This window comes from Streptomyces sp. H27-H1 (assembly GCF_026627445.1).
Classification (GTDB): Bacteria; Actinomycetota; Actinomycetes; order Streptomycetales; family Streptomycetaceae; genus Streptomyces.
The window spans coordinates 32700-51288 of the sequence record NZ_JAPNLJ010000046.1 but is presented as its reverse complement, the minus strand read 5'-3'; the positions used below and the strand labels follow the sequence as shown (position 1 = coordinate 51288).

The 18589-nt window shown below is 73.1% G+C and carries 13 protein-coding genes; 8 read left to right on the top strand and 5 right to left on the bottom strand.

The window, feature by feature from the left end:
- The coding region (locus OTB20_RS33935; protein WP_267823496.1) for an ADP-ribosylglycohydrolase family protein at positions 1-1168 on the bottom strand (1168 nt) is incomplete at its 3' end.
- Positions 1169-2103: 935 nt separating this feature from the next.
- Positions 2104-3090 carry an ADP-ribosylglycohydrolase family protein gene (locus tag OTB20_RS33930; RefSeq protein WP_267758215.1) on the bottom strand — a complete coding sequence of 329 codons (987 nt, stop codon included), beginning with the start codon at positions 3088-3090 and terminating at the stop codon, positions 2104-2106.
- 268 nt (positions 3091-3358) lie between these two features.
- Between OTB20_RS33930 and OTB20_RS33925 the strand changes: the two genes are divergently transcribed.
- The 7 genes from OTB20_RS33925 to OTB20_RS33895 all read left to right on the top strand — a co-directional run bounded on the left by OTB20_RS33925 (position 3359) and on the right by OTB20_RS33895 (position 15788).
- Entirely contained in the window at positions 3359-4090 is a 732-nt protein-coding gene (locus OTB20_RS33925; protein WP_267823489.1) for a VIT1/CCC1 transporter family protein, read from the top strand.
- Between the two features lie 317 nt (positions 4091-4407).
- Positions 4408-9042, top strand: coding sequence for a glutamate synthase large subunit (gene gltB / locus OTB20_RS33920; protein ID WP_267823487.1), 4635 nt, complete (start codon positions 4408-4410; stop codon positions 9040-9042).
- Complete coding sequence (locus tag OTB20_RS33915) at positions 9035-10495, top strand: glutamate synthase subunit beta (RefSeq protein ID WP_267823485.1); 1461 nt, start codon at positions 9035-9037, stop codon at positions 10493-10495. The genes gltB and OTB20_RS33915 overlap by 8 nt, the downstream gene beginning before the upstream one ends.
- Positions 10496-10842: 347 nt before the next feature.
- Positions 10843-13413, top strand: a complete 2571-nt coding sequence (locus OTB20_RS33910) for a molybdopterin-dependent oxidoreductase (RefSeq protein WP_267823483.1) — start codon at positions 10843-10845, stop codon at positions 13411-13413.
- Positions 13410-14357 carry an FAD binding domain-containing protein gene (locus OTB20_RS33905; RefSeq protein WP_267823481.1) on the top strand — a complete coding sequence of 316 codons (948 nt, stop codon included), beginning with the start codon at positions 13410-13412 and terminating at the stop codon, positions 14355-14357. Before OTB20_RS33910 ends, OTB20_RS33905 begins: the two co-directional genes overlap by 4 nt.
- 121 nt (positions 14358-14478) lie before the next feature.
- Positions 14479-14703, top strand: a complete 225-nt coding sequence (locus OTB20_RS33900; RefSeq protein ID WP_267823479.1) for a hypothetical protein — start codon at positions 14479-14481, stop codon at positions 14701-14703.
- The gene (locus OTB20_RS33895) at positions 14700-15788 is read left to right on the top strand and encodes a hypothetical protein (RefSeq protein ID WP_267823478.1); all 1089 of its coding nucleotides are present in this window, start codon (positions 14700-14702) and stop codon (positions 15786-15788) included. The genes OTB20_RS33900 and OTB20_RS33895 overlap by 4 nt, the downstream gene beginning before the upstream one ends.
- A 15-nt stretch (positions 15789-15803) precedes the next feature.
- On the opposite strand, the gene OTB20_RS33890 is transcribed toward OTB20_RS33895, so the two are convergent.
- Genes OTB20_RS33890 through OTB20_RS33880 form a run of 3 tightly spaced genes read right to left on the bottom strand, consistent with a single transcriptional unit; the run spans position 15804 to position 17801 of the window.
- Complete coding sequence (locus OTB20_RS33890; protein WP_267823476.1) at positions 15804-16568, bottom strand: SDR family NAD(P)-dependent oxidoreductase; 765 nt, start codon at positions 16566-16568, stop codon at positions 15804-15806.
- A complete protein-coding gene (locus OTB20_RS33885; protein WP_267823474.1) occupies positions 16565-17272 on the bottom strand; it encodes an SgcJ/EcaC family oxidoreductase in 708 nt (235 codons plus the stop codon). The genes OTB20_RS33890 and OTB20_RS33885 overlap by 4 nt, the downstream gene beginning before the upstream one ends.
- Positions 17273-17330: 58 nt before the next feature.
- The gene (locus OTB20_RS33880) at positions 17331-17801 is read right to left on the bottom strand and encodes an SgcJ/EcaC family oxidoreductase (protein WP_267823471.1); all 471 of its coding nucleotides are present in this window, start codon (positions 17799-17801) and stop codon (positions 17331-17333) included.
- Between the two features lie 95 nt (positions 17802-17896).
- On the opposite strand from OTB20_RS33880, the gene OTB20_RS33875 reads away from it, so the two are divergent.
- A complete protein-coding gene (locus OTB20_RS33875; RefSeq protein WP_267823469.1) occupies positions 17897-18388 on the top strand; it encodes a MarR family winged helix-turn-helix transcriptional regulator in 492 nt (163 codons plus the stop codon).
- Positions 18389-18589 lie beyond the last annotated feature (201 nt).

Sequence of the window (18589 nt, the reverse complement as noted above, 5' to 3'; positions counted from 1 at the left end):
AGGTGAGTTCGGTACGGGTGAGCAGCGCGGCCAGTTCGACGAGGTCGGTGCCCGCCAGCCGGGGGAGGGCGCAGCCGGAGAGGGTGCGGCACGCTTCGCGCCAGGCGGCGGGGAGCGAGTCGCCGCCGCCGAGGGCGCCGGTCAGTGCGCCGGCGAGGGCCGGGGCGGAGTCCGCGACGCGCGACAGGCAGGCGGCGGCCGGCACCGCCTCACCGACCCGGCCGCGGGCGGCGGTGGCGAGGGCGAGGGCCACGGGGACGGTTTCGGCGGCGGCGATCCCGTAGCTGTAGACGTGGTCGACGATCTGGTGCTCCAGGAGCGGGACGATGGCGAAGGCCCCACCGGTCGCCTCGGCGCGGGCGAGTTTCACCGCGTGCCGGGCGTTGCGGCCGATCTCGGTGGACTCCGGGAGCTGTGCCAGGGCCGCGTCCACGGCGGCGTCGGTGTCCTCGGCCGTGCACCTTCCGGTGCCGGCGAGGGCGGTGGCGATGGCTGCGGCCATGGCACGGGCGCCGTGCACCCCGTCGCCGTCCTGGGTGTAGCGGGCGTCGAACTCCGCGAGGTCCGCCGCCGCGTGCGGGTCCCCCGGATGTACGACGGCGAGGACGCAGGCCCGGATGCAGGCGGCGTCGTCGAAGTAGTGCGGGTTGTCGTGGCCGGTGGCGGGCGGGCGCAGGCCGGCGGCGAGGTTGCCGAGGCCGGCGCGGACGGAGATCCGGGCGCGGAGGGGCAGGACGGCGGATTCGACCTCGGGCGCGCGTTCGGCCGCCGCCGCGACCTCGCTGGCCAGGGCGTTCCAGGCGAGGTCGATGGCGGCGCGCATCCTGCGGGACCGGGAGAGGTCGCTGAGCAGCACACCGGCGGCGGTGAGGACGGACTCGGCGGCGAAGGCGGCCCACTCGGCGTCGTCGGACGGGCCGAGGCGCAGGGGCTCCGGGGGCTGGTTGAGGGCGATGGGGACGGGGAGGGTGGTGGTGGCGTTCTGCTCGGCGAAGGTGTCGAGCTCGCGGGTGAGGCGGCGGGTCCACTCGGGCATGCGGCTGGCACGGTGGCGTGCCGCGGGCCACCCGGCGGCATCGCCTGCGGCGAGCCCGAGGAGCAGCCCCTCGATCCGGCGGATCCCGGCCGGGGGCTCGGCGGGGCGGGGCTGCGGCCCGTGGTCCGGCACGAGGGTCTGCGGGGGCGCGGATCCGGATCCGGAGGTGGCCCCGGGCTTGGCCCCGGACTTGGACGCGGATACGAGCACGGCCCCGGATCCGGACGTAGATGCGTACAAGGGCGCGGTGTCGGCCTCGGCCTCGGATACGAACACGGACGTGGCCCCGGCCCTGGCCGCGGATACGAGCACGGGCGCGGCCCCGGCTCCAGCCCCGGACACGGGCGCGGCTCCGGCTCCGGCTCCGGCCCCGGCTCCGGCCCCGGGCCCGGCCCCGGGCCCGGATGCCGGGTCGGCTGGGCGGGGCGGGGCGTCGAGCACGGTGGTGCTCCCGGGCCCGGGAGGGCCGGGGAGCGGGCCGGGCGCGGCCGTCACCGGGGCGGTACGGCTCTGCGTGCGCGGCGGGGCGTCGGGTGCGGCGGGGGGACTCTCCCCGGACCCGCCCCTTCCCGAAACCGGGGGCAGGCCCCTGGGCCCCCGGACCGGCGCGGCCGGGGCGGACCGCACGGCTGCGCCGGGCGGGGCGGTGCCCCGCATACAGGCGTACTCCGTCCCGGAGGCGGCCGGAAGGAACCCGGCCCCCGCCATACCGGCGATCCCCGGAACCGGCCCGGCCGGATCACGGCCCGCCGGGCTCGGCTCCGCGAGCGGGTCACCCGGGCGGGGCGGCGGGGTGGGGGCCTGGCCGTTCGGGTTCGGGTCCGTGAGCGTGGTGCCCGGCCGCGATGCCGGGGGCGGGTTCGTGCGGAGGGTGCCCGCCTCCGATGCCGGGGCGGGCGCGGCGAGGGTCACGTCCGGCCTCGGCTCCGTGAGCGTGTCACCCGGGTGGGATGCCGGGCTCGGTTCCGTGAGCCGGTCGACCGGCCGGGATGCCGGGGACCGGTCGTCCGGGGGCAGGTCGGGGTGGGGGTCTTCGGAGTGAGGGGAGGGGGGGGTTGGGGTCAGGGTCATCGGGGGGTCTCGGTTTCCGGGGTGAGGAGGTCCGCGATGTCCAGGACGTGGTAGCCGCGCATCGAGGGGAGGCAGCTTCCGCGGACCGGGCCGATCGCCGCGGACCAGGCGGCCGGGATGGCGGGGGCGCCGGACATCGCTCCGGCGAGCGCGCCCGCCACCGCCGCAGTGGTGTCCGCGTCGCGGCCCATGTTGACCGCCATCAGGACGGAGGACGCGAAGTCGCCGCCGCACGCGGCGAACGCGCCGAAGGCCAGGCCGACCGCTTCCGGGGCCAGGTCCGTCCAGGGGTAGCCGCCGATGACCACCGCCGAGCGGACCGCCCGCTCGCCGCGCGGTGCCGCCGTCACGGCCCGGCGTAGCGAGCGGGCCGTCCAGGAGTCCGAGGGGATGACGGAGAGGGCCGCCGAGATCACCGAGGCCGCGGAGCCCCCGGCCATCGCCGCCGCGACCCCCGCGGCGACGGCCTGGCCGCCGTAGATGCCCTCGCCGTCGTGGCTGACGCAGCCGTCGATGGCGACGAGCCGGGCGGCTTCGGCGGGGCGGCCCGCCGCGAAGACCCCGAAGGGGGCCGCCCGCATGGCCAGGCCGTCCGACCACGCGTGCCGGTGCTGCGCCGAGATCGGCGCCGCCAGCCCCCGGCGGAGGTTCTCCAGCGTGCCGCGCTCCGAGAAGCCCGCGCCGCGGAACGGGCCTTCGTCCAGGTCCGCGATCCAGTGGTGCCACGCCCGTTCGACGTGGGCGACCGTCAGCGCCGACCCGTGGCGGGCCAGGAGCAGGCCGGAGAAGATCGCGTACTCCGTATCGTCCGTGCCCGCCGGGTCGTCCGAGACGAAGCCCTCGATCCGGCCCCACTTCGCCCGGATCTGCGACGGCTTCATGTTCTCCGCGGGGGCGCCCAGCGCGTCACCCACCGCGAGCCCGAGAAGAGCGCCCCGGGCCCGTTCGAGGAGGACCTGCGGATTGCATGCAATCAGCTCCATGGCGCGCCTCTCCACTTGATGGGACTCATATTGAGCCCTTGGGGGATTTGTGCCATGGCATGTGGTTTGTCGCTCGTCACGAAACACCCGGTCCGGGTCGCCGTCACCCGGTCGCCGATCCCCAAAACCCCAGGTAAGTACGGCCTTCCTTGCTGGCGGGCGGCAAAAATCGTGCGTAGTTTCGAGGTGTTCAGGGGGAGTGGGTGCCCGCGCGTCGTGCGTGGCGCGCCGTCGCGTACCCACTCGTACAAAAGGGGAGATAGTCGGCATGTCCATCATCGATATCGAAGCACCGCTCCACACCGCCCACCGCGACAACCACACCCACCGCGACGTCAACGGCGGATGGCTGCGTCCGGCGGTCTTCGGTGCGATGGACGGGCTCGTCTCCAACCTGGCCCTGATGACCGGTGTGGCCGGCGGCGCCGTCTCTCCGCACACCATCGTGATCACCGGCCTGGCCGGCCTCGCCGCCGGCGCCTTCTCCATGGCTGCGGGGGAGTACACCTCGGTCGCCTCGCAGCGCGAGCTCGTGCTCGCCGAACTGGAGATAGAGCGCCAGCAGTTGCGCAAGCACCCCATCGACGAGATGGAGGAGCTGGCCGAGCTCTACGTGTCGCGCGGCGTCGAGCCGGCGCTGGCCCGCGAGGTGGCCATGCAGCTGTCCCGCGACCCGGAGCAGGCGCTGGAGATCCACGCCCGCGAGGAGCTCGGGATCGACCCGGACGACCTGCCGTCGCCGATGGTCGCCGCCGTGTCCTCCTTCGGGGCGTTCTCGCTGGGCGCGCTGATCCCGCTGCTGCCGTACCTGCTCGGCGCGGCCACCCTGTGGCCGGCGGTCATGCTGGCGCTGCTGGGTCTCTTCGCCTGCGGTGCGGTGGTCTCCCGGGTCACGGCCCGGTCCTGGTGGTACAGCGGGCTGCGCCAGCTCGTCCTGGGTGGCGCCGCCGCGGGTGTGACGTACATCCTGGGAACCTGGATCGGTGGGGCCGTAGGCTGACCCTGCAGGGAGTGAGACACTATGCAGTAGACAACATAAGTAGTCAGTTACTCGGCGGTTTCGAACCTGTGTCCGCCGGGCATCAGATCTGGGCGCCGGGCAATGAGGCCCGCCCCGTTCCGGGACCTTCGTCCCGTGTCCCGATCTCCGGACACCTGCGAAGTCCCCTCTTGTCTGCTCCGGGCAGTGTCCGCATGCTGGAATGGCATATCCGCTTCTCGGGATTGTCGTCATCATGTAATCTGCACGAAATTTCGCAGAGGGCCAACGTCGTCCCTCGGCTATGCACATATGCCACGACGACGACGGGAGAGCCGATGCGTTCCGCATCCACGCACTCCGCGACCGGCCTCAGCACCAACGCCTGGTCGCCCATGGACGGTCGCCCCGCCCAGCAGGGCATGTACGACCCGCGCAACGAGCACGACGCCTGTGGCGTCGGCTTTGTGGCCAACCTCACCGGCGAGGCCAGCCACACGCTGGTCGAGCAGGCGCTGACCGTATTGCGGAACCTCGAGCACCGAGGCGCCACCGGATCCGAGCCCGACTCGGGCGACGGCGCCGGCATCCTCTCCCAGGTCCCCGACGCGTTCCTGCGCGAGGTGGCCGGATTCGACCTTCCCGAGGCCGGCGCCTACGCCGTCGGCATCGCCTTCCTCCCCGCCGACGGCACCGCACAGGCCGTCGCCGTGGAGCAGATCGAGGCCATCGCCGCCGAAGAGAACCTCACGGTCCTCGGCTGGCGCGAGGTGCCGGTCACCCCGGACCTGCTCGGCAACGGCGCCCGCGCCACCATGCCGGCCTTCTCCCATCTCTTCGTGAGCGGGGGCACCTCCCAGACGGAGTCCGGGGGCGGGACGAGCGGCATCGAGCTGGACCGCAAGGCCTTCGTGCTGCGCAAGCGTGCCGAGCGCGAGACCGGGGTCTACTTCCCGTCGCTCTCCGCCCGCACCATCGTCTACAAGGGCATGCTGACCACCGGCCAGCTCGAGCCCTTCTTCCCGGACCTCTCGGACCGCCGCTTCGCCTCCGCGATCGCCCTGGTCCACTCCCGGTTCTCGACGAACACCTTCCCGTCCTGGCCGCTCGCCCACCCGTACCGCTTCGTCGCGCACAACGGCGAGATCAACACGGTCAAGGGCAACCGGAACTGGATGAAGGCCCGCGAGTCCCAGCTGGCGTCCGGCCTCTTCGGCGAGGGCGCGCTGGACCGGATCTTCCCGATCTGCACCCCGGACGCCTCCGACTCGGCCTCCTTCGACGAGGTCCTGGAGCTGCTCCACCTCGGCGGCAGGTCCCTCCCGCACAGCGTGCTGATGATGATCCCGGAGGCGTGGGAGAACCACACCTCGATGTCGCCGGCCCGCCGCGCGTTCTACAAGTACCACTCCACGCAGATGGAGCCGTGGGACGGCCCCGCCTGCGTCACCTTCACCGACGGCACCCAGGTCGGCGCGGTCCTCGACCGCAACGGCCTGCGCCCCGGCCGCTACTGGGTCACCGACGACGACTTCGTCGTGCTCTCCTCCGAGGTCGGCGTCCTGGACATCGACCCGGCCAAGGTCGTCCGCAAGGGCCGCCTGCAGCCCGGCAAGATGTTCCTCGTCGACACCGCCCAGAAGCGGATCATCGAAGACGACGAGATCAAGGACTCGCTGGCCGCCGAGCACCCCTACGCCGAATGGCTGGAAACCGGCGAGATCGAGCTCGAGGACCTCCCCGAGCGCGAGCACATCGTCCACACCCACGCCTCGGTCACCCGCCGCCAGCAGACCTTCGGCTACACCGAGGAAGAGCTGCGCGTCATCCTCGCGCCGATGGCCCGTACCTCCGGCGAGCCGCTGGGCTCCATGGGTACGGACTCCCCGATCGCGGCCCTGTCCGAGCGCCCCCGGCTGCTCTTCGACTACTTCACCCAGCTCTTCGCGCAGGTCACCAACCCGCCGCTGGACGCCATCCGCGAGGAGCTCGTCACCTCGCTGCTGTCCTCGCTCGGCCCGCAGGGCAACCTGCTGGAGCCGACCGCCGCGTCCTGCCGCAGCGTCACGCTGCCGTTCCCGGTGATCGACAACGATGAGCTCGCCAAGCTGATACACGTCAACGCAGACGGCGACATGCCCGGCATGAAGGCCGCCACCCTCTCGGGCCTCTACCGGGTCTCGGGCGGCGGCGAGGCGCTTGCCGCCCGCCTCGAGGAGATCCGCGGCGAGGTCGACGCGGCCATCGAGAGCGGCGCGCACCTGATCGTCCTGTCGGACCGTCACTCCGACGCCGAGCACGCGCCGATCCCGTCGCTGCTGCTCACCTCCGCCGTGCACCACCACCTCATCGCCACCAAGCAGCGCACCCAGGTGGGTCTGCTGGTCGAGGCCGGCGACGTCCGCGAGGTCCACCACGTCGCGCTGCTCATCGGCTACGGCGCGGCCGCGGTCAACCCGTACCTCGCGATGGAGTCCGTCGAGGACCTGCTGAGCGCCGGTACCTTCCTGTCCGGCCTGGAGCCGGAGCAGGCCATCAAGAACCTGATCTACGCGCTCGGCAAGGGCGTTCTGAAGGTCATGTCCAAGATGGGCATCTCCACCGTCGCCTCCTACCGCGGCGCGCAGGTCTTCGAGGCCGTCGGCCTGAACGAGGAGTTCGTCGCGGCGTACTTCCAGGGCACCGCCACCAAGATCGGCGGCGCCGGCCTGGACGTCATCGCCAAGGAGGTGGCCGCGCGCCACACCAAGGCGTACCCGGCCTCCGGCATCGCGGCCACGCACCGCGCGCTGGAGATCGGCGGCGAGTACCAGTGGCGCCGCGAGGGCGAGCCGCACCTGTTCGACCCGGACACGGTCTTCCGCCTGCAGCACGCCACCCGCAACCGCCGGTACGACATCTTCAAGCAGTACACGGAACGGGTGAACGAGCAGTCCGAGCGCCTCATGACGCTGCGCGGACTCTTCGGCTTCAAGGCCACCGAGGACGGGGGCCGTCCGGCCCTGTCCATCGACGAGGTCGAGTCGGTCGCCGACATCGTCAAGCGCTTCTCCACCGGCGCCATGTCGTACGGCTCCATCTCCAAGGAGGCGCACGAGACCCTCGCCATCGCCATGAACCAGTTGGGCGCCAAGTCCAACACCGGTGAGGGCGGCGAGGACCCGGACCGCCTGTACGACCCGGCGCGCCGCTCCTCCATCAAGCAGGTCGCCTCCGGCCGCTTCGGTGTCACGAGCGAGTACCTGGTCAACGCGGACGACATCCAGATCAAGATGGCGCAGGGTGCCAAGCCCGGCGAGGGCGGCCAGCTGCCCGGCCACAAGGTGTACCCGTGGGTCGCCAAGACCCGGCACTCCACCCCGGGTGTCGGCCTGATCTCCCCGCCGCCGCACCACGACATCTACTCCATCGAGGACCTGGCTCAGCTGATCCACGACCTCAAGAACGCCAACCCGGTCGCCCGCATCCACGTCAAGCTGGTTTCCGAGGTCGGCGTGGGTACGGTCGCCGCAGGTGTCTCCAAGGCCCACGCGGACGTCGTCCTCATCTCCGGCCACGACGGCGGTACGGGTGCCTCCCCGCTCACCTCGCTGAAGCACGCGGGCGGTCCCTGGGAGCTCGGCCTCGCCGAGACCCAGCAGACCCTGCTGCTCAACGGGCTGCGCGACCGCATCGTGGTCCAGACGGACGGCCAGCTCAAGACCGGCCGCGACGTCGTCATCGCCGCGCTGCTCGGCGCCGAGGAGTTCGGTTTCGCGACCGCGCCGCTCGTCGTCTCCGGCTGCGTCATGATGCGCGTCTGCCACCTGGACACCTGCCCGGTCGGCATCGCCACCCAGAACCCGGTCCTGCGCGACCGCTTCTCCGGCAAGCCCGAGTTCATCGTCAACTTCTTCGAGTTCATCGCGGAGGAGGTGCGCGAGCTCCTCGCCGAGCTGGGCTTCCGCACGATCGAGGAGGCCGTCGGCCACGCCGAGCTCCTCGACACCAGCAAGGCCGTCACGCACTGGAAGGCGCAGGGTCTCGACCTGGAGCCGCTCTTCTACGTGCCCGAGCTGCCCGAGGGCGCGGTCCGCCACGCCCTGATCGAGCAGGACCACGGTCTGGAGAAGGCCCTCGACAACGAGCTCATCGAGCTCGCCGCGGAGGCACTGAGCGCCGACTCCGCCGAGAGTGCCCAGCCGGTCCGCGCCCAGGTCGCGATCCGCAACATCAACCGGACCGTCGGCACCATGCTCGGCCACGAGGTCACGAAGAAGTTCGGTGGCGCGGGCCTGCCCGACAACACCATCGACCTGACCTTCACCGGCTCGGCCGGCCAGTCCTTCGGCGCCTTCCTGCCGAAGGGGGTCACCCTGCGCCTCGAGGGCGACGCCAACGACTACGTCGGCAAGGGCCTCTCCGGCGGCCGCGTCGTCGTCCGTCCGGACCGCGGCGCCGACCACCTGGCCGAGTACTCGACCATCGCGGGCAACACGATCGGCTACGGCGCCACCGGCGGCGAGCTGTTCCTGCGCGGCCGCACCGGCGAACGCTTCTGCGTCCGCAACTCCGGCGCCCTGGTCGTCTCGGAAGGTGTGGGCGACCACGGCTGCGAGTACATGACCGGCGGCACGGCGGTCGTCCTCGGCGAGACGGGCCGCAACTTCGCGGCGGGCATGTCGGGCGGCGTCGCGTACGTCATCGACCTGGACCCGGACAACGTCAACGTCGGCAACACGGGTGCGGTCGAAACCCTCTCCGACGCGGATGGCCTGTGGCTGCACGATGTCGTGCGCCGCCACGAGGAGGAGACCGGCTCGACCGTCGCCGCGAAGCTCCTGGCTGACTGGCCCGCCACGGTGGCCCGCTTCAGCAAGATCATCCCGACCACGTACAAGGCAGTGCTCGCCGCCAAGGACGCCGCCGAGCTGGCCGGACTCTCGGAGTCCGAGACCACCGAGAAGATGATGGAGGCGGCGACCAATGGCTGACCCGAAGGGCTTCCTCACCACCCCGCGCGAGACCGCCTGCACCCGTCCCGTGGCCGAGAGGCTGAAGGACTGGAACGAGGTCTACGTCCCGGGCTCGCTGCTCCCGATCATCAGCAAGCAGGCCGGCCGCTGCATGGACTGCGGCATCCCGTTCTGCCACAACGGCTGCCCGCTCGGGAACCTGATCCCGGAGTGGAACGACTTCGCGTACCGCGAGGACTGGACCGCCGCCTCCGAGCGCCTGCACGCGACGAACAACTTCCCGGAGTTCACCGGGCGGCTGTGCCCGGCGCCGTGCGAGTCCGCCTGCGTGCTCGGCATCAACCAGCCGGCCGTCACCATCAAGAACGTCGAAGTCTCGATCATCGACAAGGCCTGGGACAACGGCGACGTCACCCCGCAGGCGCCCGAGCGCCTGTCGGGCAAGACGGCCGCGGTCATCGGCTCCGGCCCGGCGGGTCTCGCCGCGGCCCAGCAGCTGACCCGGGCCGGACACACCGTGGTCGTGTACGAGCGCGCCGACCGCATCGGCGGGCTGCTGCGCTACGGCATCCCCGAGTTCAAGATGGAGAAGGTGCACATCAACCGCCGCATCGAGCAGATGCGCGCGGAGGGCACCAAGTTCCGTACCGGCGTCGAGGTCGGCCGCGACATCACCGCCACCAGCCTGCGCAAGCGGTTCGACGCGGTGGTCATCGCGGCGGGCGCCACCGTCTCCCGCGACCTGCCGGTCCCGGGCCGCGAACTCAAGGGCATCCACTTCGCGATGGAGTACCTGCCCCTCGCGAACAAGGTCCAGGAGGGCGACTTCATGGCGCCCCCCATCACGGCCGAGGGCAAGCACGTGGTCGTCATCGGCGGCGGCGACACCGGCGCGGACTGCGTGGGCACCGCCCACCGCCAGGGCGCGGCCTCGGTCACGCAGCTGGAGATCATGCCCCGCCCGTCGGAGGACCGGCCCACGGGTCAGCCCTGGCCGACCTTCCCCATGCTGTACAAGGTCACCTCGGCCCACGAGGAGGGCGGCGAGCGGATCTACTCCGTCTCCACCACCCACTTCGAGGGCGACGAGGACGGCAACGTCCAGGCCCTGCACCTGATCGAGGTCGCCTTCGAGGACGGCAAGCTCGTCCAGAAGACCGGCACCGAGCGCGTCCTCCCCGCGCAGCTGGTCACCCTGGCGATGGGCTTCACCGGCACCGACCAGGAGAACGGCCTGGTCCAGCAGTTCGGCCTGGCGATGGACGCCCGCGGCAACATCGAGCGCGACGCCTCCTACGTGACCAACGTCGACGGCGTCTTCGTCGCCGGCGACGCCGGCCGCGGCCAGTCGCTGATCGTCTGGGCCATCGCGGAAGGCCGCTCGGCCGCCCGCGGCGTGGACCGCTTCCTGACCGGCACCAGCGCCCTCCCGTACCCGGTCAAGCCGACGGACCGCTCCATCACTGTCTGATCTCCTACGCCACGCTCGCACCTCTCGGCCGCAGGCGGCCTCCCGGGCTTCGCCCGGCTGCGCCGGCCTCCGGCCGTCGGGTGGTGGTTGAGGTCTGGCAGTACCCCCGGCCTTGCCGGGACCCCTCATCGGTCCGTACAACGAAGTACGGCACTCCGACACAGCGCCCGCCACGTCCCCGACCAGGGGTGGCGGGCGCTGTGGCGTTCGCGGGGCCGGGTGGTGGGTCCGGGGCGGTGTTCGGCGGGTGTCGAACTGCGGGGTGGGCGGGGGCGGGATATCAAGGAGCGTGAAGGCGAGCGCGCGAGGGCAGGCGGTCGCTGCCCCGTGGCTGAGGAGTGCTTCTCGTGGAGTTCGAGGTCAATGGCGCCCCGTGCGCGGTGGACGTGGACGGTGATCCGGCCGCCGTGGAAGTGGTGCGCGACCGGCTGGGGCTGACGGGCACCAAACTGGTGTGCGCCGGCGGGGTGTGCGGGGCGTGCACCATTCAGGTCGACGGTGAGCCCCGGGTGGCGTGCCTGACGCCGGCGGTGCGGCTGGCCGGGCGGCGGGTGACGACCGTGGAGGGCCTGGCCGGTCACCCGGTCGGGCGCGCGTTCGCCGGGGAGGACGCCCTCCAGTGCGGCTACTGCACTCCCGGGTTCGTGGTCGAGGCGGCGGCGTTCTTCGAGCGGTGGCGGGCCGCGCACGGCCGGGCCAGGCCGGGGCGGGAGCAGATCGCGGACGCGCTGGCGGGCCACCTGTGCCGCTGCGGCGCCTACGAGGGGATCTTCAGCGCGGTGGCCGCGGCCTGCGCGGGCGACTACGACACGGCTCCGGCCGACGGCCAGGGGCAGGCCGCACCTCGCACCGAGGCCCCGGAGAAGATCGACGGATCGGCCCGGTACACCACCGACCTGCGGCCCGAGGGCATGCTGGAGGGGGTGATCATCCGCTCGCCGCACGCGCATGCGCACGTACGGTCCCTGGAGGCCGGAGACCTTCCGCTGGTGCCGCTGCTGCCCCCCGACGGAGTGGTGCGGTACGTCGGGCAGCCGGTTGCCGCGGTCGCGGCGCCGGACCGGGCCTCCGCACGGGCGGCCGCTGAGCGGGTCAGGGTGGAGTACGAGGTGCTGCCGGCCGCCCTCGACGCGAGCCGGTCGCGGGCCGGCGAGGGGCCGCTGGTCTACGAGGACAAGGCGGCCCGCAAGCGTGCGCCCGGGTCCGGCGAGACCCCCCAGCTCGTGCCCGCCCGCTGGCGCGGCAACCGGCGGGGCCCGTCCGCCATGAGCAGGCGCCCGGCCACGGCCGTGCGCCGTATCACCGAAGCCCGGGAACGCAGCCCCGAGCGGGTGGTCGAGGGCGTGTTCACCACCGCCGCGCAGACCCACACCCCGCTCGAACCACACGCCTGCCTGGCCCGGTGGGACGACGGCACCCTCCACCTGGAGGTGTCCACGCAGTCGGTCAAACAGGTGGCCGTGCTCGCCGCCGAACGCTTCGGCGTGCCCGTCGAACGGGTGGTGGCGCGGGCCGTCCACGTGGGCGGCGGGTTCGGCTGCAAGATGGGGCTGACCTCCGACGTCGTCGCCGCGGTCGAGCTGGCCCGGCTGCACGACGCCCCGGTGCGGGTGGTGCTCGACCGGGACGAGGAGCTCATCGACGGCGGATACCGGCCCGGCGCCCGGATCCGGCTCGCGATGGCCGCGGACGCCGCCGGCGGCCTGAGTGCGCTGGCCATGGACGCGGACACCGACGGCGGAGTCGCGGTGGGCGGCACCGTGGCGGCGCTGGCCCGGTTCATGTACGGCAAGGCCCCGCGCCGGCTCCGTGACTTCGACGACGTCACCCACCGGCCCGCGGGTGCACCGTTCCGCGGCCCGGGCGGCCCCACGATGTGCTGGGCCCTGGAGCAGGCGGTCGACGAGATGGCCCACCGGCTCGGCCAGGACCCCATCGCCCTGCGCCGCCGCTGGGACGGCAACTCCAAACGCCACGCGCTGTACGACCTGGCGGCGGCCCTGCCGGTCTGGTCGGGCCCCCGCGGCGGCACCGGGCGCTTCCGCCGCGGTGTCGGCGTCGCGGCGGCCAACTGGCTGTACTTCCTCGATCCCGTCACCGAGGTCGAGCTCACCGTCGAGGACGGGACCGTCGTCGCCCGCTGCGCCGTGCAGGACATGGGTACGGGCTCGCGCACCGTGCTGGGCCGGGCCGTCGCCGAAGGACTCGGCGTACCGGAGGGCAGGGTGCGCGCCGAGGTCGGCCACAGTGACACCGTCCACGGACCCACCTCCGGCGGCAGCCGCACCACCCCCTCCCTCGCACCCGCCGCCGCGGACGCCGCCCACCGGCTGCGCGAAGCGCTCGGCGGCGGTGACGTGACCCTCCGGCTGGACGGTGCGAACGGCGTACGGGTGACCGGCCGGCGACCCCGCGACCGCCGGGGCTTCGTGACCCCCCTCAACCTGACCATGGGAGGCGTGGCGATCGGCCGCGGATTCACCGGATCGGTGCAGGTCGCCGAGGTCGAAGTGGACACACGGCTCGGCCGGATCCGCCCGCTGCGCGTGTGGAGCGGTATCGCCGCAGGCCGCATCCACGAGGACCGGCTGGCCCGCAGCCAGTGCGAGGGCGCCGTCATCCAGGGCGTGGGCTACGCCCTGTTCGAGGAGCGGCGCACCGACCCGGCCACCGGCCGGGTGCTGACCGACAACCTCGAGGACTACCGCATCCCCGGCATCGGAGACACCCCCGAGATCACCGTCCACTTCCATCAGGAGGGCTTCGAACACGTCCCCGGCGGCGGTGTCGGCCTCGGCGAGATCGCCACCCTGCCCACCGCGGCCTGCCTGGCCAACGCCGTCCACGACGCGACCGGCTGGCGCCCGTACGACATGCCCATCCGCCCCGACCGGCTCCTGGAAGGACTGGGTACGTGAGCACCGAGCCCACCCTCACCGACCTCTCCGCCGCCGTCCTGGCCCGCGGTGGAGAACTGCGCGCCGGTGGCACCGACACCACCGCCCGCCATCGCGCCGGCATCACCCCGGGCCCGTTCACCGACCTCGACGGCGCCGAAGCCCTGCGCGGCTGCACACCGCTGCCCGGCGGCGGGCTGCGGATCGGCGCGCTGACCACGCTCGCCGCGCTGGCCGCCGATCCGCGGGTGCGCTCCGGCTGGCCGGCCCTGGCCGTGTCGGCCGGGACCGCGGCGACCCCGCAGATCCGCGCCGCCGGCACCCTGGGCGGCAACCTGCTCCAGCGCAACCGCTGCTGGTACTACCGCAATCCGCACTTCAGCTGCCTCCAGAAGGGCGGCGACGGCTGCCCCGCGCGCGCGGGCGACCACCACTTCGGTGTGGTCAGCGGCGACGGACCCTGCGTCGCGCCGCATCCGTCGACCCTCGCGATGGCCCTGCTCACCTACGACGCCGAGGCCGATATCGACGGGGAACCGCCGCGCACGGTAGCCGAGTTGTACGGGGACGGCGACCGGCTCCACCAGTCCGACCACCTGCTGGCGCCGGGCCGCATCCTCACCGCGGTGCTGTTGCCGCCGGCCCTGCCGGGCGAGCGCGCCGCCTGCCACCGCGCCACCAGCCGGGCGCACGCCGAATGGCCCCTGGTCGAGGCCGCGGCCAGGCTCGCGCTGGACGGCGCCACCGTCACGCACGCCGCCGTGGCGGCGGGCGGGGTGGCGCGGGTTCCGCTGCGGCTGCCGGAGGTGGAGGCCGCCCTGATCGGCCGGGAGGCCACCCCCGAGGTCCTCGCGGAGGCGGCCGCGACGGTACTCGCCCGCTGCCGCCCGCTGCCGCAGACCGGCTACAAGGCGACGCTCTTCCGGGACACGGTCCTGGAAGCCCTGGAACAGGCCCTCGGGTAGCGCCGAGAGGGGCGCGCACAACAGTGGAACTCCCGGCTACCCACGAGTATTGACTAATAGTCAATGCAGCGTCACGCTCGACGCGAGCGGTCGTGTCGTCTTGGGTGTGGGAGGTCGTCCCGTGCGTACCGATGAGGAAATGGGCCGGTTGAGTGGGGAGTTGGGGGGCGCCCAGCCCCCCGCGTCGTTCGCGGAACTGGACGCGGGGGAGCTCGCGCGGCTCGCCGCGGCGCTCAAAGCGGAGCGGGCGCGGCAGGCCGAAGGCCTGAACCAGGCCGCCGAGGAAGCGCTCGGGCTGGTTCCGGCCCTCGCGCGCGGCGCCGTGCGCAAGGTGCTGTTCCGGTGAGCCGCGCCGAAGTGGAGAAGATCGCCCGGCTGGTGGGCGCGGACGCCGGAGGGCTCGGCTTCCTGCGCGGGCTGCCCGACGAGGACGTACGGGCGTTCCGGGAGCAGGTCAGCGGCGTGCTCAACGACGGCGCGCCCGACATGCTCGACCGGATCGCCGCCGCCACCAAGCTGGTGCCGGCCGGGGTGGCGGCCGCCATCTCGCAGAAGGCGCTCGGGCCCCGGCTGGCCGCCGGGGTGGCCGGCCGGCTGGAGTCGGGCCGGGCCGCCGCCATCATCGAGAAGCTGCCCGTCTCCTTCACCGCCGAGGCCTGCGGGCACCTGGACCCCCGGAAGATCGCCGGGATCGTGGACCGGCTCGACGAGGGACTCGTCGTACGCATCGCCACCACCCTCGCCGAGAACCGCGACCACCTCACCATGGGCCGGTTCGTCGGGCACATGCGGGACCAGGTGCTCCGCCGGATCCTGGACCAGGTGGACGACGCGGCGGTACTGCGGGCCGGCTTCTACGTCGACCTGCCCGAGCGGCTGCCCAGGATCCTGGAGCTCATGGGCGACGACCGGCTCGGCGCACTGGTACGGGCCGCGGCCGCCGAGGGGCTCTGGGAGGAGGCCCTCGGTGTCGCGGCGATGGTCGGCGGCGACCAGCGGCTGCGGATCGCCGAGCTCACCGCCCGCCTCGGCGGGGCCGAGCTCGATTCGCTCGTGCGGGTGGCGCACGCCGAGGGGCTGTGGGGGTCCCTGCTCCCGCTCGTGGCGCTGCTCGGTGAGGAGGACCGGCTCGCCGTGGCCCGGCTGGACTCCCTGCGGGATCCACAGGTACTGGCCGCAGTGGTACGGGCCGTCGTGGCGACCGAACGGTGGGGCGCCTTCCTGCCACTGGTCGGCGTACTGCCCGAGGAGGCGCGCAAGGTGGTGGCCGACGCCGCCGCCGGGCTCGGCGACGCGGAGCTCCAAGGACTCGTACAGGAGGTCGACAAGCAGGACCTGTGGGAGCTGGTGCTGCCGCTCGTCGAGCTCATGGAGGAGACGGGGAAGGAACGGATCTTCGCCCTGCCCGCCTTCCAGGACCAGCAGGAGTAGCCACCGCCTCCCGTCCTAGCGGCTGAGCATCGCCAGGAGCGTGCGGCGCGGCAGCAGGCGGGCGGCGAGGACGAAGAAGGAGTTCGCCCGCCCGGGGACGACGGTGGGGCCGGTGCGGCGGTCCAGGGCGCGCAGGGCGGTGCGTACGACGGCCCGCGCGCTCTGGACCATGGCGGCCGGGGCGTCCTGGTGGCGGGGGGAGCCGGCCGCCGCGTCCGCCTCCGGCTGCGACAGCGACTCCGTGGACGTCGGGCCGGGGCAGAGGGCCATGACGTGGACGCCGAGAGGGCGTTGCTCGTACCAGAGGGCTTCGGAGAGCGCGGTCACGAAGGCCTTGCCGGCGCTGTAGACGGCGAGGCCCGGGGCCGGGGCGTGCGCGAGGGTGGAGGAGACGTTGATGAGGGCGTCCCCGCGCCGGGCCCCCGAGAGGAAGGCGTGCGCCAGTACGACGACGGCGTCGCCGCCCAGGTGCATGGCGGCCAGTGCCTCCTGCGGGCCGGTCCCGGTGAAGGGGCCGTGGTGGGCGGCGCCGGCGTTGTTGACCAGCAGTTCGACGGGGTGGCGGACCAGCTCGGCGGCGACCAGCTCCTGCCCCCCGGGGGTCGAGAGGTCGGCGGCCAGGTAGCGGTGGCCGGGGCCGAGTTCCCCGACGAGGGCGCGCAACCGGTCCTCGCCCCGGGCCACGGCCGTCACGGTCCAGCCGGTCGCGGCGAGTTCGCGGGCGAAGGCCAGGCCGATGCCCGAGCTGGCCCCGGTGACCAGGGCGGCGCGTGCGGTCATTTCTCGGCCCCGGGCACCGTGCCGGGAGACAGCAGGAAGGAGGCCTTCTCCATGACCGGCCGGCGCTGGGTGTTCTGGAAGGCGGCGATCCGCCACCGCCCGTCGCCCTCGCGGGCCAGCGTGTACGTCTGTACCTTCGACAGCTCTTGCGGCCGCCCGCCCGTATAGGTGTCGCCGCGGCTGGTGACGACGGCCGCGTCGGGGCCGAGGAAGCGGATGCCCAGCACCGAGTCGGCCAGCTTCGTCCCCTTGACGAAGCCGCCGAAGAGGGCACGGTGGGCTTCGGTGATGTCGCCGCGGCCCTGGTAGTGGGTGCCGACGTAGGTCGTGTACGTGGCGTCCTGCGTGAAGAGGGCTCCGTACGCGTCGGCGTCGGCGGCGCCCCAGGCCGAGGTCAGCGAGGACAGCACCCCGCAGACGGCGTCGCGGTCTCCGGTCCCGGAGCCGGTCCCGGCCGGGGCGACGGCGGTGCACTCCGCGGCGCCGGTGACCTTGAGCTCCAAGGTGGAGTCGAGCCACAGGTAGCCCCCGCCGGCCGTCACGCCGAGGGCGAGCGCGGTGGTGATCAGGGCGCGCTTGAGGGTGCGTCGGCGTCGGCGGGGTGACGCGGGCGGGGCGGCCGGGGTGCCGGCCCCGCCGCGAGGGGCCGCCCCCGGGCCGGTGGTGGGGTCCGTGGTGGGGTCGGTGGCGAGATCGGTGGTCATGCGGGCTCTCCGTAAGGTCGTCGGGTCGGTGGGGGGTGAAGGCCGGCGGCTCTGCACGTCAGTGCTCGGCGGCCGGGACCAGGCCCGGGGCGAACCGGTAGGACACGGCCTCCATCAGCGGCTTGCGCTTGGTGTTCTGGAATGCGGCGATGCGCCACTGCCCGTCCGCGCCGGTGTCCGTGTCGCGGACGAGGGTGTACGTCTGGATCTTGCCGAGCTTCTCCGGGTGTTTGCCCTTGTAGGTGTCCCCGCGGCCGTTCACCACGGCCACGCCGGGCCCGTAGAAGCGGACGTCGAGGATCTCGTCCGCCAGTCGGGTGCCCTTGAGGAAGCCGGCGAAGAGGGTGCGGTGGCTCTCCACGATGTCGCGGCGCCCCTGGTAGAAGGTGCCGACGTAGGTGATGTAGGTGGCGTCCTCGGTGAACAGCTCGCCGTAGGCCTCGGCGTCGTGGTGCTCCCAGGCGGACACGAGGCGGTTCAGCACGGCCTGGACGGCGGCGACGGCGCCGGACTCGCTGGTGGACTGCATGACGGACCACTCCCAATTGGTTAGACTGATGCAGATACTGATCGAACACAGTATCTGCATGCGTGCAGATATAAAGGTAGGAGGCGATCCCGAAAATGGCAACAGGTGGCGGCGCGGACGCGCACACGGTCTTCCGGCAGTACCTGGACGCCGTCGGACTCCAGGGTGTGGCCAGTGCGGAGGCGGCCGGCTTGCACACCTCCGAGTGGTACGCCCTCAGCCTCATCACCCTGGAGGGGGGCCTGTCCTCCGGTGAGCTCGCCACGCGCACCGGGCTGACCACGGGCGCGACCACTCGGCTCATCGACCGCCTCGAACGGGCCGGCTATGCCCGCCGGGCAGCCGATCCGGGCGACCGGCGCCGGGTCATCGTGGAGCCCGTCGCGGACGCGCTGGACCGCATCGAGGACGTGGTCGGCCCGGCCCGCCGGCACATCGCGGCGGTGATCGGCTCCTACCCGCCCGAGCACCAGGCCGTGCTGTTCGACTACTTCGCCCGCGCCGCGCCCGCGTTCCGCGCGGCCACGGAGGAGATCCGCGGCGCCACCGCACCCCGCCGGAGCAAGAGCCGGCCGGTGACGGGCTAGGGCGTGCTTTTGGGATCCGGTCGGATCAGGCCGGATCAGGCCGGATCAAGCCGGGCGCCGCGGGCCCGGCCTGATCCGAGAAGGCACGCCCTGGGTCCCGGGCGTGGGGGCGTGGTGCGGTGCGGCCGTCCCGTCAACAGGTGACCGCGGGCTCTCGTGCCTCTGCGGCAACCCCCGGGCCTTCTGGTAACAGTGGGTCAC

What these genes read in the sequence shown, in the direction of transcription:
- OTB20_RS33930 (WP_267758215.1), bottom strand. Translation starts at nt 3,090, where the DNA reads ATGGAGCTGATTGCATGCAATCCGCAGGTCCTCCTCGAACGGGCCCGG.
- OTB20_RS33875 (WP_267823469.1), top strand. Translation starts at nt 17,897, where the DNA reads ATGGCAACAGGTGGCGGCGCGGACGCGCACACGGTCTTCCGGCAGTAC.
- OTB20_RS33925 (WP_267823489.1), top strand. Translation starts at nt 3,359, where the DNA reads ATGTCCATCATCGATATCGAAGCACCGCTCCACACCGCCCACCGCGAC.
- OTB20_RS33885 (WP_267823474.1), bottom strand. Translation starts at nt 17,272, where the DNA reads ATGACCACCGATCTCGCCACCGACCCCACCACGGACCCCACCACCGGC.
- OTB20_RS33880 (WP_267823471.1), bottom strand. Translation starts at nt 17,801, where the DNA reads ATGCAGTCCACCAGCGAGTCCGGCGCCGTCGCCGCCGTCCAGGCCGTG.
- OTB20_RS33915 (WP_267823485.1), top strand. Translation starts at nt 9,035, where the DNA reads ATGGCTGACCCGAAGGGCTTCCTCACCACCCCGCGCGAGACCGCCTGC.
- gltB (WP_267823487.1), top strand. Translation starts at nt 4,408, where the DNA reads ATGCGTTCCGCATCCACGCACTCCGCGACCGGCCTCAGCACCAACGCC.
- OTB20_RS33890 (WP_267823476.1), bottom strand. Translation starts at nt 16,568, where the DNA reads ATGACCGCACGCGCCGCCCTGGTCACCGGGGCCAGCTCGGGCATCGGC.